Origin of the sequence: Massilia oculi, from assembly GCF_017582745.1 — a bacterium.
GTDB lineage: Bacteria > Pseudomonadota > Gammaproteobacteria > Burkholderiales > Burkholderiaceae_D > Telluria > Telluria oculi_A.
Window position 1 is genome coordinate 189,353 of record NZ_JAFVIM010000002.1, and the last position, 16,318, is coordinate 205,670.

General features: G+C 63.9%; 15 protein-coding genes. 8 read left to right on the forward strand and 7 right to left on the reverse strand.

The genetic code is table 11. The features are described 5' to 3' along the window. Window positions 1-4 precede the first annotated feature (4 nt). The 4 genes from J3U95_RS03020 (at window position 5) to J3U95_RS03035 (ending at window position 4,279) form a co-directional block, all read left to right on the forward strand. Window positions 5-1,480: an RNA polymerase factor sigma-54 gene (locus J3U95_RS03020; RefSeq protein WP_208277191.1), complete on the forward strand. Its 1,476-nt coding sequence runs from the start codon at window positions 5-7 to the stop codon at window positions 1,478-1,480. A 75-nt stretch (window positions 1,481-1,555) separates the two neighbouring features. Then, a complete protein-coding gene (hpf, locus tag J3U95_RS03025; protein WP_005663316.1) occupies window positions 1,556-1,915 on the forward strand; it encodes a ribosome hibernation-promoting factor, HPF/YfiA family in 360 nt (119 codons plus the stop codon). Window positions 1,916-2,039: 124 nt separating this feature from the next. Continuing rightward, window positions 2,040-3,125 carry an enoyl-CoA hydratase/isomerase family protein gene (locus tag J3U95_RS03030; protein WP_208277192.1) on the forward strand — a complete coding sequence of 362 codons (1,086 nt, stop codon included), beginning with the start codon at window positions 2,040-2,042 and terminating at the stop codon, window positions 3,123-3,125. An 83-nt stretch (window positions 3,126-3,208) separates the two neighbouring features. Next, on the forward strand, window positions 3,209-4,279 hold the full coding sequence (locus J3U95_RS03035) for a DUF5694 domain-containing protein (protein WP_208277193.1): 1,071 nt from the start codon (window positions 3,209-3,211) through the stop codon (window positions 4,277-4,279). A 27-nt stretch (window positions 4,280-4,306) separates the two neighbouring features. On the opposite strand, the gene J3U95_RS03040 is transcribed toward J3U95_RS03035, so the two are convergent. From J3U95_RS03040 to ilvA, 7 genes are all read right to left on the reverse strand, one after another. Continuing rightward, complete coding sequence (locus J3U95_RS03040; protein WP_208277194.1) at window positions 4,307-4,690, reverse strand: PIN domain-containing protein; 384 nt, start codon at window positions 4,688-4,690, stop codon at window positions 4,307-4,309. Next, window positions 4,687-4,890, reverse strand: coding sequence for a type II toxin-antitoxin system VapB family antitoxin (locus tag J3U95_RS03045; protein WP_147937312.1), 204 nt, complete (start codon window positions 4,888-4,890; stop codon window positions 4,687-4,689). The genes J3U95_RS03040 and J3U95_RS03045 overlap by 4 nt, the downstream gene beginning before the upstream one ends. 308 nt (window positions 4,891-5,198) lie before the next feature. Next, the gene (gene rapZ, locus J3U95_RS03050; RefSeq protein ID WP_208277195.1) at window positions 5,199-6,077 is read right to left on the reverse strand and encodes an RNase adapter RapZ; all 879 of its coding nucleotides are present in this window, start codon (window positions 6,075-6,077) and stop codon (window positions 5,199-5,201) included. A 69-nt stretch (window positions 6,078-6,146) separates the two neighbouring features. After that, window positions 6,147-7,082: an HPr(Ser) kinase/phosphatase gene (gene hprK / locus J3U95_RS03055; protein WP_005663306.1), complete on the reverse strand. Its 936-nt coding sequence runs from the start codon at window positions 7,080-7,082 to the stop codon at window positions 6,147-6,149. Window positions 7,083-7,149: 67 nt separating this feature from the next. Then, the gene (locus J3U95_RS03060) at window positions 7,150-7,632 is read right to left on the reverse strand and encodes a PTS sugar transporter subunit IIA (RefSeq protein WP_109345354.1); all 483 of its coding nucleotides are present in this window, start codon (window positions 7,630-7,632) and stop codon (window positions 7,150-7,152) included. A 366-nt stretch (window positions 7,633-7,998) separates the two neighbouring features. After that, window positions 7,999-8,826 carry an NADPH-dependent 7-cyano-7-deazaguanine reductase QueF gene (gene queF, locus J3U95_RS03065; RefSeq protein ID WP_208277196.1) on the reverse strand — a complete coding sequence of 276 codons (828 nt, stop codon included), beginning with the start codon at window positions 8,824-8,826 and terminating at the stop codon, window positions 7,999-8,001. Window positions 8,827-8,838: 12 nt separating this feature from the next. Next, window positions 8,839-10,377, reverse strand: a complete 1,539-nt coding sequence (gene ilvA / locus J3U95_RS03070) for a threonine ammonia-lyase, biosynthetic (RefSeq protein ID WP_208277197.1) — start codon at window positions 10,375-10,377, stop codon at window positions 8,839-8,841. A gap of 195 nt (window positions 10,378-10,572) precedes the next feature. Between ilvA and J3U95_RS03075 the strand changes: the two genes are divergently transcribed. The 4 genes from J3U95_RS03075 (at window position 10,573) to J3U95_RS03090 (ending at window position 16,313) form a co-directional block, all read left to right on the forward strand. Further along, window positions 10,573-11,076, forward strand: a complete 504-nt coding sequence (locus tag J3U95_RS03075; RefSeq protein ID WP_208277198.1) for a YqaA family protein — start codon at window positions 10,573-10,575, stop codon at window positions 11,074-11,076. A gap of 9 nt (window positions 11,077-11,085) precedes the next feature. Beyond that, a complete protein-coding gene (locus J3U95_RS03080; RefSeq protein WP_208277199.1) occupies window positions 11,086-11,679 on the forward strand; it encodes a flavin reductase family protein in 594 nt (197 codons plus the stop codon). A gap of 198 nt (window positions 11,680-11,877) precedes the next feature. Next, a complete protein-coding gene (locus J3U95_RS03085) occupies window positions 11,878-15,888 on the forward strand; it encodes a DUF3683 domain-containing protein (RefSeq protein ID WP_208277200.1) in 4,011 nt (1,336 codons plus the stop codon). After that, entirely contained in the window at window positions 15,885-16,313 is a 429-nt protein-coding gene (locus J3U95_RS03090; RefSeq protein ID WP_208277201.1) for an HIT family protein, read from the forward strand. The genes J3U95_RS03085 and J3U95_RS03090 overlap by 4 nt, the downstream gene beginning before the upstream one ends. The last annotated feature ends 5 nt before the right edge of the window (window positions 16,314-16,318 follow it).

Sequence of the window (16,318 nt, forward strand, 5' to 3'; positions counted from 1 at the left end):
CTAGATGAAACAGTCCCTGCAACTCCGCACTTCGCAGCACCTCGCGCTTACGCCGCAACTGCAGCAGTCGATCCGGTTGCTGCAACTGTCGACGCTCGAGCTGCACCAGGAGATCGAGCAGATACTGGGCGATAACCCCTTGCTCGAGCGGCTCGACGATCCGCTCGACCGCTCGGTGCGCTTGCTGGCCGATGGCGCCATCAACAATGCGCCCGCCAACGGCGAAGCGCCGCCGGCGCCCGGCCAGCAGGCCGAGGGCCAGGATGCGCCGGCGCAGGAGGGCGAGGGTTTCGAGGGCGGCGCCGACAACGATCGCGTCGATGCCGACTGGAGCGAAGGCGGCGCGCCATCCTCGGGCGGCGGCGAGGACGAGGACGGCCGTCCGCAGCTGGAAGCCTGCGCCATCACCCTGCGCGAACACCTGATGGAACAGGTGCGCGAAGCCACCCTGTCGGCGCGCGACCGTGCGCTGGCCGAGCTGGTGATCGATGCGCTGGACGACAACGGCTACCTCGAAGAGCCGCTCGACGAGATCCATGCCAGGCTGCCCGAAGAGCTCGAGATCGAGCTCGACGAGCTGCGCTGCGCGCTGGCGCTGGTGCAGAGCATGGACCCGGTGGGCGTCGGCGCGCGCAGCGCGGCCGAGTGCCTGGCGCTGCAGATCCGGCGCATGCCGGGCGTGCCGCTGGTCACGCGGCGCATGGCCCTGACCATCGTCGAGGGTTACCTGAGCTGGTTCGCCCAGCGCGAATACAGCAAGCTGAAAAAAGCGCTCGACTGCGACGACGAAGACTTGCGCGAGGTGCAGGCCGTGGTGCGCCAATGCAATCCGCATCCGGGCGCGGCGTTTGCCTCGAACGTGTCGGACTACGTTGTACCGGACGTGATCGTGCGCCGTTCCAAGAGCGGCTGGGCGGTCACCCTGAACCCGGACGTGATGCCGCGCCTGCGCGTGAACAGCCTGTACGCCAGCCTGCTCAAGCAGGGCAAGAGCGAGGCGCAGATGGGCGCGCAGCTGCAGGAAGCGAAGTGGCTCATCAAGAATATGCGCCAGCGATTCGACACCATCCTGCGTGTGGCGGAGGCGATCGTCGAGCGCCAGCGCAACTTTTTCTCCCATGGCGCGGTTGCCATGCGGCCCCTTGTTTTACGTGAGATAGCTGATACACTAGGCCTACACGAGAGCACAATTTCTCGTGTCACAACCCAGAAATACATGCTGACCCCGCACGGCATGTTTGAGTTGAAGTATTTCTTCGGCAGCCACGTTGCCACCGAGGCGGGAGGCGAAGCATCCTCGACGGCAATCCGTGCGCTCATTGCACAATTGACAGGAGCAGAAGACCCTAGGAACCCTTTATCCGACAGCAAGATCGCGGAGATGCTCGGGGAACAAGGCATGGTCATCGCGCGCCGCACGGTTGCAAAATACCGTGAAGCCCTCAAGATACCCCCTGTAAGCCTCCGCAAGTCCTTGTAACTGCGCCGTCCACACCCGTCGTGCCTTGTCGCGTTGCTGTGGTCCACACGGTGCAATATTTTCAAAGGAGTGTGTATGAACCTCACAATCAGTGGCCATCATCTCGAAGTAACCCCCGCCATCCGTGAATACGTTCAGAATAAGCTCGAGCGCATCATTCGCCATTTCGACCAGGTGATCGACACCCACGTCTTCCTGGCCGTCGACAACCTCACTGAAAAAGAAAAAAGGCAGAAAGCAGAGATCAACGTCCAGGTGTCGGGCAAGACCCTGCACGTGGCAAGCGTCGCACAAGACCTGTACGCCGCGATCGATACGCTGATGGATAAGCTGGACCGACAGATCCTCAAACACAAGCAAATGCTGAAGGACCATAGCCGTACCTCGATCAAACGCCTGCCGGAAAACGGCGGCGAAGACGCTGCTGTCGCCTGATCAGGCGCAGGGCTCACACTAGCTAAGGGCGTCTGAGGGGACGCCCTTTTTGCATCCGGCTTCCCCGATGTGACGCGTATCGTGTGTTCGGTAAAATGCATGTCTCTCCAATACGGATTACGCCATGACCGACCACGTCCTGACCCGCATCGCCAACCGCACCGGCATCATCACCCTGGACCGCCCAAAGGCGCTCAATTCGCTGTCGCTCGAGATGGTGCGCGCGCTGACCGACGTGCTGCGCGCCTGGCAGCATGATGCGCAGGTCGAGGCGGTCGTACTGACCAGCAGCAGCGAGAAGGCCTTGTGCGCGGGCGGCGACATTCGCTTCTTCCATGAGGTCGGCCATGCGTCGCCGATGGGAGGCAGCGCGCTGCTCGAGGATTTCTTCACCGAAGAATACGCGCTGAACCACCTGATCCATTTCTATCCCAAGCCCTATATCGCCATCATGGACGGCGTCGTGATGGGCGGCGGTATGGGCATCGCCCAGGGCGGCCCGGATTGCGGCCTGCGCATCGTGACCGAGCGCACCAGGATGGCCATGCCCGAGGTGAACATCGGCCTGTTCCCGGACGTCGGCGGCAGCCACTTCCTGTCGCATGCGCCGGGACAGCTCGGCAACTACCTGGGCCTGACCGGGCTGACGATCGGCGCCGCTGACGCGCTCTATATCGGCCTGGCCGACGTCTTCGTGCCGAGTGCCGAGCTGCCAGCGTTGCGCACGTTGATCGAGACGACGCAGGGCACCGGCCTGCCGGCGGCGATCCGCGCCTTTGCCGCGCCGTTTACTTCGATGGCGGGGGAGAGCGAACTGCAGACCCAGCGCACGTCGATCGACGCGCATTTCGGCGCCGCCTCGGTCGCTGCGATCATGGCCTCGCTCGAACGCGACGAGACGCCGTTCGCGCAGAAGGCCCTGGCGGCGATGCGCCAGCGCTCGCCGCTGCTGATGTGTGTGACGCGCGAGCTGCTGGCGCGCGGCGCGCAGCTGTCCGTCGCCGAGTGCCTGCGCATGGAGCGCTCGCTGGTGCGCCGCAATTTCGAGCATGGCGAAGTGCTGGAAGGCATACGCGCGCTGGTCATCGACAAGGACAATGCGCCGCAATGGAATCCGCCGTCGCTCGAACAGGTGACGCCCGAGATGGTGGCGCGCTTCTTCGAGCCGGTGTGGCCGGAGCACGCGCATCCGCTCAGGCATCTCGCATAAACATTTGCATGCATATCCATTTTTGCGTGACACGATATTGATGAGGTGTGAACATCGGGCCTTCATGAGCTGAAAGGAAACCGATGCGCCTGCCTGTCTTGCTGATTTCGATGACCTTGTGCGGGACTGCCGCCGCGCAGGATTACCAGCCCGCCTTCGATCCAAGCCGGCTCAAGGGGCCGACAGCAGGACCGGTCAACGAGATCATGGTGCTCGGCTCGCCCCACCTGGCGCATTTGCCCAAGACCTTCCAGGTGTCGAGCCTGGCCCCGCTGAACGAACGGCTCGCCGCCTGGAAGCCGCAGGCGATCGCGGTCGAGGACCGCTCCGGCCCGCAGTGCGATTTCATGCGCCGTTATGCGGTGCGCTACCAGGAGGCGGTCGACACCTATTGCCGGGATACCGCGCCGGCCAGGGCGGCGACCGGACTCGATGTGCCGCAGGCCACCGCCGAGGCCGAAAGGCTGCTGGCTGCCTGGCCCGCGGCGCCGTCGGCCGCCCAGCGGCGGCGCCTGGCGGCCGTGTTCCTGGCCGGCGGCGAGGAGGCGTCGGCGGTGGTCCAGTGGCTCCGCCTGCCTGCCTCTGAACGCCGCGCCGGCGACGGGCTGGATGACGTCCTGGTCGCGCAGCTGCAAAAGCTGGCGGACCATCCCAACGAAAGCGTGTCGGTCGCGGCGCAACTGGCGGCGCGGCTGGGGCATGAACGCGTGTACGCGATGGATGACCAGACGGCAGGCCGTCCGTACACCGATCGCAAGGCGGCCGGCGAGGCGATCATGAAGGCCTGGGACAATCCGGCCAATGCGAAGCGCAAGAAGGAGGACGAGATCCTCGACCGGGGTGTGGCTACCCCGGAAGGGCTGCTGGCGATGTACCGCGCCTACAATTCGCCGGCCCACGTCGCGGCGACCTTCGAGATCGACTTCGGCGCGGCGATGAACGAACCGTCACTGCAGCGCTTCGGCCGCGCCTACGTCGGCTACTGGGAAACGCGCAACCTGCGCATGGCGGCCAATATCCGCGACGTGGTGGGCGTCATGCCGGGCACGCGGCTCTTGGTCATCGTCGGGGCATCGCACAAGGGCTATCTGGAGGCGTATCTGCACCAGATGCATGATGTGCGGGTAGTGGATACGGCGGCGGTGCTGCGGTAAATGCCGCACTGTCGCACGGGGCCCGATTTAATGCAATGCAGGGCCGTAGCTCACGGCAAAGCGCGCCGCCAGTTTGTCGAGCCGCTTGTCTCGCGTCCATAGTCGCGAGCCGGGCGTCAGCAACGTCGATGACAGCAAGGCGAGATCGACCAGGCCGCAGCCGAGCCCATAGAGTTGTTCTCGCTCGATCAGTTCTCTTATCTCGTCGAGGCTGGCTTGCTTTGCCATCGGCAGCGCCGCGATATCTGCCAAGGTTCGTGCACGCGGAGCTGGAGGTGTGCCGCAGGCTAACTCGGCCACTACCATTGGGTGGGCAAGTGCGAGGTCGAGCGAGAGCAAGCCGACCAATGGCGCATTATGATGAAGGAAATGATCGACCCAGACAGAGGTGTCGATCAGGACTCTATTCATCGGTTCAGCTCAGGACGCCTGCGAGGTATTTCGGACATGTCAGGCGTGGCACCACCAAGAGCAGCAAGACGTTTGGCTGCTTGCACGCGCACGAATGTCTTGATCGCCTCCCTGAACAAGTCCGCCTTGTCCATTTCTGGATCAGCCATCTCCAGCGCTTTCGCATAAAGCTCATCATCGATAGTGACTGTCGTTCGCATGGCACTTTTCCTGCGTGGGAAATAAAGTCATTCTGCGGGAATCGGGAAATCCCTGCAAGCCGGCGGTGAGAATGCGTGAGCCTGCAAGCCATCTCCATATGCTACTGTCAGATTTTTATCAATCATGACAGCTGCCCATGATTTCCTGGCAAGACCTGATCTCTAGATACCGCGCGCTCCCGTCATTCGTGAAAGCATCCCTGGCAATCAGCGTCGTATCGCTGGCATTCCTGGTCCCATACCACATGGGTGAGAGCATAGGCGTCGCAGCCTATTACTTCTTCAATAGCTGAACAGCGACGACGAGATCACGCCGCCGGATTCTTCGGCTGCTCCCGATGCCGCACGATCACCCGCTCGGTATCGCCGAAATAGGCGCCGAGGTGCTCGGCCATGTACACCGAGCGGTGCTGGCCGCCGGTGCAGCCCACCGCCACCGTCAGGTAGCTGCGGTTGTCGGTCTTGAACGAAGGCAGCCACTTGGCCACGAAGTTGCGGATGTCGGCCAGCATCTCGATCGCGCTCGGCTGGGCGTCGAGGAAGTCGATCACCGGCTGGTCCTTGCCGGTGAGAGGGCGCAGGGCCAGGTCGTAATACGGGTTCGGGATCGCGCGCACGTCGAACACGAAGTCGGCGTCGAGCGGCACGCCGACCTTGAAGGCGAACGATTCGAAGAACAGGGTCAGCGGCGCATGATCGACCTCGGCCAGCTCCTTGATCCAGGCACGCAGCTTGTTGGCCGAGAGTTCCGAGGTGTCGATCACATGGCCCAGGTTCTCGATCGACGACAGGCGCTCGCGCTCTTCGGCGATGCATTCGATCAGGGTGCGGCGCGAGGCCGGGTTCTCGCCCGGGCGCAGCTCGTGCGACAGCGGATGGCTGCGGCGGGTTTCGGAAAAGCGCGCGACCAGCGAATGGGTGCTCGAGGTCAGGAACATGACCTTGACCGCATGGCCGTCCTCGCGCATGCGGCGCACGCTCACCGGCAGTTCGACCAGCGACTCGGCGCTGCGCGCGTCGACTGCGACCGCCATCTTGGCGGTGCCGGTCTCGTTGACCGTATTGACGAGGGCCGGCAGCAGGGCCGGCGGCAGGTTGTCGACGCAGTAGTAACCCGCGTCTTCCAGGACATTCAGGGCCACGGACTTGCCCGAGCCCGAGATGCCGGTGATGAGGACGATGTGCATGCGGCGATGATACCGCAACCTTCACCCGATGGCACGCCGCCGGGCCGTCGATACCGGTTCCTCGGTTGTTCAGTCTGCGCTCATCGCCTGGCGCTGGCGCTCCATGAATTCCTGCAGCGTGTCGATGCCGCGCAGTTGCAGGATCGTGTTGCGCACCGCGGCCTCGAGCAGCACCGCGATGTTGCGGCCGGCCGCCACCGGGATGACGACCTTGCGGATCGGCAGGCCCAGCACATCCTCGGTCGGGAAGTGGAAGGGCAGGCGCTCGACTTCTTCGTCCAGCGCGCCGCGCTTGACCAGGTGCACGATCAGCTTGAGGCGCATCTTGCGCCGCACCGCCGTCTCGCCGAAGATCGCCTTGATGTCCAGCAGGCCCAGGCCACGCACTTCGAGCAGGTTCTGCAGCAGCGGCGGGCAGCGGCCCTCGATCATGTTGGGCGCGATGCGCGAGAACTCCACGGCGTCGTCGGCCACCAGGCCGTGCGAGCGCGAGATCAGTTCCAGGCCCAGTTCGCTCTTGCCCAGGCCCGAGTCGCCCGTGATCAGCACGCCCACGCCCAGCACGTCCATGAACACGCCGTGCATGATCACGCGCTGCGCCAGCTTCTTGGACAGGTAGACGCGCAGGAAGTCGATCACCTGCGCCGCCGGCAGCGGGGTCGAGAACAGCGGGATATTCTGCTCGTCGCAGATGGCCAGGATGTCGGGCGGGGTTTCCAGGCCCTGGGCGATGATCAGCGCGGGCGGGCCGCCGCCGATCAGTTCGCCAACCACGTGGCTGCGCGAATTGGCCTTGAGGCGGTGGTAATAGTCGAGTTCCTGATGGCCGAACACCTGGATGCGGCCCGGGTGGATCAGGTTCAGGTGGCCAACCTGGTCGGCGGCCGAGGCGGCGTCGCCGGCGATCTGGCGTTCACCGCCGGGAAAGCCCGCGAACCAGCCGAGTTGCAGGCTGTCGCGGTTGTCGTCGTACAGCCGTTGGATGGTCAGCGGAGACTGCAGCATGGGCATTGTCGTCGTCGCAAAAAAGGCGCGCGCGGCGTGATTGCCGAGCGCTCAGCAAACGATCAGTTTAACCCAGAGCCTGGAGGCTGGGTTGCCAGTTGATAATGCGGTCATGCACCGACTTCGGATCCGGGTCGGTCGCCAGGGCGGTGCGCACTGACTCGTCGGAGAACAGCTCGGCGATCTCGGACAGGATCTCGAGGTGCTGCTGGGTGACGTGATCGGGAATTAGCAGGAAGAACAGCAGGCTCACCGGCTGCCCGTCGGGCGACTCGAAGGGAATCGGCTCCTTCAGGCGCACGAAGGCGGCTAGCGGAGACTTGAGGCTCTTGCTGCCCTTGATGCGACCGTGCGGGACGGCGACGCCGTGTCCCAGGCCGGTCGAGCCCAGGCGTTCGCGCGCGAACAGGTTGTCCGACACGATCGAGCGGGCGATGCCGCAGTTGTTCTCGAAGATCAGGCCGGCTTGCTCGAAGGCTCGTTTCTTGCTCGACACTTCGATGTCGAGTTGCACGTTCTCGAGCGAGAGAATTTTGCTTAGATTCGTCATAACGTGGGTGCGATGCACGCGTGGAGTGCTTGCGAGCACGGGATTATAGGCCTGTTTGGGGCCTGAGACACTCGATTTCGCGACAGTTTGGGCTTCTCGCCGAACGGCCGCACGATACCCGTCGAAACGGGATAAGCAGTTAGTTGATTTGCATCAACATCGTTACGCAATTTCCTCAACGAATCAGCTGTTGAGGCCAGCAATCGTATGCCGGTCCTCCTGTTTACCGATGATTGCTCGCAGGCCTGCTCAAAAACAAGGCAGGTTGTTCAGTATCGTATAGCAAAAGGTGAAGCCATGCACGGTGCATGGCTGTCGCCTAAAACGCACAAGCGTGCGGGTAATATCCTGACAGAAATTGGATGTTTACTGGCGCGCGCCACGCAGATTACCTGGCTTGCCGGTAGTAAAGTTGGCCCGCCATGGATTGATGTCCAGGCCGCCGCGCCGCGTATAGCGCGCATACACGGCCAGCTTGCTCGGCTGACACTGGCGCAGCACGTCCATGAAGATGCGCTCCACGCACTGTTCGTGGAATTCATTGTGTTCGCGGAAGCCGATCAGGTATTTCAGCAAGCCTTCCTGGTCGATTTGCGGACCGACGTAGCGGATCTGCACCGTGCCCCAGTCCGGCTGGCCAGTGACCAGGCAATTGGACTTGAGCAGGTGCGACACCAGGGTTTCTTCCACCGGCGCGTCCTCGTGGTTGGCCTTGAGCAGCTGCGGGGCCGGCGAGTAATCATCGACCTCGATGTCGAGGCGGTCCAGCAGCGTGCCTTCCAGCTCGCCCATCTTGATGCCACCAAATTGTTCCGGGCTGGTCAGGGTGACGTGGACCGGCGCGCCGAAGCCGTTCGACAAGTCGTCGCGCAGCAGGGCCAGCAGGGCCTCGGGACCGGCGAGGCGGGTCTGGTTGAACGAGTTCAGGTACAGCTTGAACGACTTCGATTCGATGATGTTCGGCGAATCGGCGGGCGCCGTCACGGTCGCGATCGCGACCTGCGGCTTGCCTCGCATGTTCAGCCACGACAATTCATAGGCGTTCCAGATGTCGACCCCGAAGAAGGGGAGCGTGCCCGACAGGCCCAGTTCCTCGCGCTTTTGCTGGCGCGGGATCGGGAACAGCAGCTCCGGGGCGTACTGGCTCTGGTAGGCGGAAGATTTGCCAAGTGGCGATTGATCAGGGGTATTCATAGACTTGGGGCGTCATGCCCCCAAAAACAATTTATAGACGGGATTCCCGCTCTCGTCCCAGTAGCGGTAACCGAGCGAGGCCAGGAACTGGCGGAACTCATCCATCTCGGCCTGCGGCACTTGCAGTCCGACCAGGATGCGCCCCACGTCGCCGCCCTGGTTGCGGTAGTGGAACAGCGAGATATTCCAGTTCGGCGCCATGCTGTCCAGGAAGCGCATCAGCGCACCTGGCCGTTCGGGGAACTCGAAACGATACAGCAATTCGTCATGCGCAAGTGAACTTTTCCCGCCCACCAGGTGGCGGATATGCAGCTTGGCCAGCTCGTCATAGGTGAGATCCAGCGTCTTGTAGCCGTGTTCCTCGAAGGTGCGCGCCAGCAGGCCCGATTCGCTGCGGTTGCCCACCTGCACGCCGACGAAGACGTGGGCTTCGTTTTCATCGCTGATGCGGTAATTGAACTCGGTGACGTTGCGCGGGCCGACCAGCGCGCAGAAACGGCGGAAACTGCCGCGCTGCTCGGGCACGGTCACGGCAAAGACTGCTTCGCGCGATTCGCCCAGCTCGGCGCGCTCGGCCACGAAGCGCAGGCGGTCGAAGTTCATGTTGGCGCCGCAGGCCACCGCCACCAGCGTCTCGTTTTTTATCGGCTCGCGGTTCATCTGCGAACGCTCGACATAGGCCTTGGCGCCGGCCACCGCCAGCGCGCCGGCCGGCTCGAGGATGCTGCGCGTATCCTGGAACACGTCCTGGATCGCGGCGCAGATGGCGTCGGTATCGACCAGGATGATCTCGTCGACCACCTGCTGGGCGACGCGGAAGGTCTCTTCTCCCACCAGGCGCACCGCGGTGCCGTCCGAGAACAGGCCGACGTCAGTGAGCGTCACGCGCTGGCCGGCCTTCAGGCTGCGCGCCATCGCGTCCGAATCCAGGGTCTGTACGCCGATGATCTTGATGTCGGGACGGATCTGCTTGACGTAGGCGCCGATGCCGGCGATCAGCCCGCCGCCGCCGATGGCGACGAAGATCGCGTGGATCGGGCTCGACAGCTGGCGCAGGATTTCCATGCCGATCGTGCCCTGACCGGCGATCACGTCCGGATCGTCGAAGGGGTGCACGAAGGTCAGGCGTTGCTCTTTTTCCAGCAGCAGCGCATGGTTGTAGGCGTCGGTATAGGAGTCGCCATGCAGCACGACTTCGACGCTGGCGCCGCCGCGTGCCTTGACCGCGTCGATCTTGACCTGCGGGGTCGTGGTCGGCATCACGATCAGCGCGCGGCAGCCGAGACGGCAGGCCGACAGCGCCACGCCCTGGGCGTGGTTGCCGGCCGAGGCGCAGATCACGCCGCGCTTGAGTTGCTCGGGCGTCAGGTTCGCCATCTTGTTGTAGGCGCCGCGCAGCTTGAAGCTGAACACGCTCTGCATGTCCTCGCGCTTGAAGTAAATGCGGTTGCCCATGCGCTGGGACAGGGTCGGGGCGAGGTCGAGCGGCGTCTGTTCGGCGACGTCGTAGACGCGGGCGGTCAGGATTTTTCTCAGGTAGTCGGTAGTCATGGTCGGGTTGCAAAGGTCAGGCCGGCTGGGCCGGCGGGACGGACGACGTGAACTGTTCCGCTAGGGTGGGTGACCATGGCGCAAAGGTCGATACGGCGCGCTGGATGGCAGGCTCGTCGTATCGTGTCGTGACGATATTACCGGATCATTATAATGGAGGCTTATTGTCACCACTAGGCCATGGCCTAAGCCCGCATGATCGAATCCGCTGTCCAATGGCTGCTTGACTTCCTGGCTGCACCGACCGTCGGGCTGACCTCGATCTTCATCGTCAGTTTCGTCTCCGCCACCTTGTTGCCGCTCGGCTCCGAGCCGGCCGTGTTCGCCGTGATCAAGGCCAACCCCGACATGTTCTGGCCGGCAATCCTGGTCGGGACGCTCGGCAATACCCTGGGTGGCGCTTTCGATTATTTTCTTGGCTACCGCGCCAAGGTCGCGTTCGCGAAAGAGCGCCAGAGCCGCTGGTTCGGCTGGCTCAAGCGCTATGGCGCCAAGACCATGCTGCTGTCGTGGCTGCCGGGCATCGGCGACCCGCTGTGCACGCTGGCTGGCTGGCTGCACCTGCCGTTCTGGCCCAGCGTGCTGTATATGGCAATCGGCAAGTTCGCGCGCTACCTGACCATGACGCTGGCGCTGCTGTACATTCCGGACGGCTTCTGGCAGTCGCTGGGTGATATGCTCACCCGGGTGTTTGGCTAGGATTGCATCATGACCGACCGTCTGCCTGTTCCGCTCGACAAAGCCTATCGCCTGATGAACCACGGCCCGACCGTGCTTGTCTCTGCACGCCATGGCGAAGCGATCAACGTGATGGCCGCCGCCTGGTCGATGCCGCTCGACTTCGCGCCGCCCAAGGTGGCAGTGGTGCTCGACAAGAGCACGCTCACGCGCAACATGGTCGAAGCATCCGGCGAATTCGCCCTGATGGTGCCTTCGCGCGAACTGGCGCAGCTGACCCTGCAGGTCGGCTCGACCAGCGGCCGCGAGGTCGACAAGTTTGCCGCCTTCGGCGCCGGCTACTGGACCGGCGAGCAGACCGGCGCGCCGCTGCTGGACGGCTGCCTGGCCTGGCTCGAATGCCGGCTGCTGCCCGAGCCGCACATCCAGGACACCTATGACCTGTTCCTTGGCCAGGTGGTCGCCGCCTGGGCCGATCCGGCCGTGTTCCGCGACGGCCATTGGGTCACGACCGACGGGGGGCCGAAGAGCATCCACTATGTCGCCGGCGGCCATTTCTTCGAGCTCGGCGAGGCCTTCGAGACCAGCGCAGAGCTGCCGGAAACGCCAAACAACGCCGGATGACATATGCCATTCGGGTCGCGTGGCTTTATGAATGATGCAACGTAGCCATTTTCAGAAAATTAAGTTTGGTCATTCAAATTAGTATAGACATTTTGTTGTGTCGGCCAGAATGGCGGCCCGGGCATTAACCGAGCGTGGTGCATCGCAATAAGCTAGAATGAACGTCCTTCGGGCCTGTCCGATCGTCGACCAGAATTCATGAACGCCCCCGCACACATCCATACCCTGCTTGCCGACAACGCACCCGCGCGCCTGCGCGAGATCCCCTATAACTACACTTCGTTCTCGGACCGCGAAATCGTGATCCGCCTGCTCGGTGAGTCATCGTGGGAGTTGCTCGACAGCCTGCGCGGCGCGCGCCAGACCGGCCGTTCGGCGCGCATGCTGTACGAGGTGCTGGGCGATATCTGGGTGGTGCGCCGCAATCCCTACCTGCAGGACGACATGCTGGACAACCCGAAGCGCCGGGCCAAGCTGATCGAAGCGCTGCACCACCGCCTGGCCGAGATCGACAAGCGTCGCACCACGGTCGATGCGCTCGACGGCGGCGACCCCGACATGGTGGCGAACCGCAGCGCCGCCGTGGAGCAGCTGCTGGCGGCCGCGCGCCGCGCCGTGGACGACTTCGGCCGCGAGTTTGCCGAGACCTACGACCTGCGCAAGCGCGCCACCAGGGTGCTGGGCGCCTACACCGACAAGCGCAACATCCGCTTCGACGGCATGCACCGCACCTCGCACGTCACCGACGCCACCGACTGGCGCGTCGAGTATCCCTTCCTGGTCCTGCTGCCGGACAGCGAGGACGAGATGGCCGGCCTGGTCAAGGGCTGCATCGAGCTCGGACTGACCATCATCCCGCGCGGCGGCGGCACCGGCTATACCGGCGGCGCGATCCCGCTCACGCCGATGTCGGCCGTGATCAATACCGAAAAGCTGATCGGCATCGGCGAGGTCGAGATGACGACCATGCCTGGCCTGAACCGCGAGTACGCGACCATCCACACCTATGCCGGCGTCGTCACGCAGCGGGTGTCGCAGGCGGCCGAGAAGGCCGGCTTCGTGTTCGCGGTCGACCCGACCTCGGCCCACGCATCCTGCGTGGGCGGCAATATCGCGATGAACGCGGGCGGCAAGAAGGCCGTGTTGTGGGGCACGGCGCTCGACAACCTCGCGTCGTGGCGCATGGTCGACCCGAATGGCGACTGGCTCGACGTCACCCGCATCAACCACAACCTGGGCAAGATCCACGACGCGCCGACGGCCGAATTCCTGCTCGAATGGACGCACCCTTCCGTCAAGGGCGCGCCAAAAGGCCAGCCGTTCCGCACCGAGACCCTGACCATCGAGGGCAAGCGCTTCCGCAAGGAAGGCCTGGGCAAGGACGTCACCGACAAATTCCTGGCCGGCCTGCCGGGCATCCAGAAAGAGGGCACCGACGGCCTGATCACGTCCGGCCGCTGGATCCTGCACAAGATGCCCAAGTTCACCCGCACGGTGGCGCTGGAATTCTTCGGCCAGGCGCGCGACGCGATACCGTCGATCGTCGAGATCAAGGATTACCTGGACAGCCTGCCGAAGAACGGCGACCCGGCGTTCGCCACGCTGCGCCTGGCGGGCCTGGAACACTTGGATGAACGCTATCTGCGCGCGGTCGGCTATGCCACCAAGTCCAAGCGCGGCGTGCTGCCCAAGATGGCGCTGTTCGGCGACATCGTCGGCGACGACGAGAACGCGGTGGCGCTGGCCGCCTCCGAAGTCGTGCGCCTGGCGAATACCCGCGTGGGCGAGGGCTTCGTCGCCGTCAGCCCCGAGGCGCGCAAGAAGTTCTGGCTCGACCGCGCCCGCACCGCGGCCATCGCGCGCCATACCAACGCCTTCAAGATCAACGAAGACGTCGTCATTCCGCTGAACCGCATGGGCGAGTACACCGACGGCATCGAGCGCATCAACGTCGAGCTGTCGATCAAGAACAAGCTGCAGCTGATTGACCAGCTGCGCGCCTACCTCGCCAGCGACCACCTGCCGCTGGCCAAGAGCGACGACGCCAGCGGCGACGCGGTCGACCGCGACGAGATCATGGGCGACCGTCCGCTGCAGGCGCGCGCCCTGGTCGACCTGGTCGACAAGCGCTGGACCTTCATCCTGGCCAATCTCGATGCGCCGCTGGCCGAAGTGCGCGAGCAGCTGCAGACCCTGGGCCTCGACCACCTGAACGAAGCGATCCTGCAGCGCCTGGCGATCCAGCCCGATGCGCGCCTGTTCGACGCGGTGCAGGACCATACCGTGCGTGTCTCGTGGAAGGCCGAAGTGCGCGCGCCGCTGCGCCAGATCTTCAACGGCGCCGCCTACCAGTGCATCCTCGACGAAGCGGTCGCGATCCACAAGCGCGTGCTGCGTTCGCGCGTGTTCGTCGCCCTGCACATGCACGCGGGCGACGGCAACGTCCACACCAACCTGCCGGTGAACTCGGACGACTACGCCATGCTGCAGGACGCCCATAAGGCGGTCGAGCGCATCATGAAGCTGGCGCGTTCGCTGGACGGCGTGATCTCGGGCGAGCACGGCATCGGCATCACCAAGCTGGAATTCCTGACCGACGAGGAAATCCAGGACTTCCGCGACTACAAGGTGCGCGTCGATCCGGAAGGCCGCTTCAACAAGGGCAAGCTGCTCAACCTGGAAGGCGCCCACGCCGACCTGCGCAATGCCTATACGCCGTCGTTCGGCCTGATGGGCCACGAATCGCTGATCATGCAGCAGAGCGATATCGGCGAGATCGCCAACAGCATCAAGGACTGCCTGCGCTGCGGCAAGTGTAAACCCGTGTGCACGACCCACGTGCCGCAGGCGAACCTGCTGTATTCGCCGCGCGACAAGATTCTCGCCACCTCGGCGCTGATCGAAGCCTTCCTGTACGAGGAACAGACCCGGCGCGGCGTCTCGCTGCGCCACTGGGAAGAGTTCGAGGACGTGTCCGACCACTGCACCGTGTGCCACAAATGCGTCACGCCCTGTCCGGTCAACATCGACTTCGGCGACGTGTCGATGAATATGCGTAACCTGCTGCGCAAGATGGACAAGCGCAGCTTCAAGCCGGCCAACCGCGCGGCCATGTTCTTCCTGAATGCGACCGACCCGACCACCATCAACGCCACGCGCAAGGTGATGATCGATTTCGGTTTCAAGGCCCAGCGCATGGGCAACCGCCTGCTGAAAGGCCTGTCCAAGCCGCAGACCGCCGCGCCGCCGCCGACGGTCGGCAAGGCGCCGGTGCGCGAGCAGGTGATCCACTTCATCAACAAGAAGATGCCGGGCAACCTGCCGAAGAAGACGGCGCGCGCGCTGCTCGACATCGAGGACGACAAGATCGTCCCGATCATCCGCAACCCCAAGAAGACCAACGCCGACACCGAAGCCGTGTTCTACTTCCCTGGCTGCGGCTCCGAGCGCCTGTTCTCGCAGGTCGGCCTGGCCACCCAGGCGATGCTGTGGGAAGTCGGCGTGCAGACCGTGCTGCCGCCAGGTTACCTGTGCTGCGGCTATCCGCAGCGCGGCGCCGGCCAGTACGACAAGGCCGACAAGATGATGACGGATAACCGCGTGCTGTTCCACCGCATGGCCAATACGCTGAACTACCTCGACATCAAGACGGTGCTGGTCTCCTGTGGCACCTGCTACGACCAGCTGGCGACCTATGAATTCGAGAAGATCTTCCCGGGCTGCCGCATCATGGACATCCATGAATACCTGCTGGAGAAGGGCGTCAAGCTCGAAGGCGTGAACGGCACCCGCTATATGTACCACGAGCCTTGCCACAACCCGATGAAGCTGCAGGACTCGGTGAAGACGGTCAATGCGCTGGTCTCGACGCATGACGACGTCAAGATCGAGAAGAACGACCGCTGCTGCGGCGAGTCGGGCACCTTCGCCGTGAGCCGTCCCGACATCTCGACCCAGGTGCGCTCGCGCAAGGAAGCCGAGATGGTCAAGGGCGGCGATAAACTGCGCGCCGACGGCTTCAAGGGCGACGTGAAAATCCTGACCAGCTGCCCGTCCTGCCTGCAGGGCCTCTCCCGCTACAATGACGACTCGGGCACCACCGCCGACTACATCGTGGTCGAGATCGCGAAGCACCTGCTGGGCGAGAACTGGCTGCCAGAGTACGTGGCGCGCGCCAATAACGGCGGCATCGAAAGGGTGCTGGTATGACGCGCGAAGCTGGCTGCGAGCTGTGCAACCTGTCCGTGCCGACCGTATGGCGCGGCGACAAGTTCAGCGTCATCGTCGTCGACGACGCCAACTACCCCGGCTTTTGCCGCGTGATCTGGCACGACCACGTGCGCGAGGTGAGCGATCTTTCGCGCGACGACAGGCTGCTGGTGAACGAGGCCGTGTTCCTGGTCGAGGAGGCGGTGCGCGAAGTCATGCAGCCGCTGAAGGTCAATGTGGCCAGCCTGGGCAATGTGGTGCCGCACCTGCACTGGCATATCATTCCGCGCTATGCGGATGACGCGCACTTCCCGGCGCCCGTATGGGCCCAGGCGGTGCGTGAGACTGAACCCGACACCCTGGCCGCGCGCCGCGCGCTGGCCGGACAACTGGGCGCCGCGATCGCGCGCCGTTTCAACCGATAGAGAAA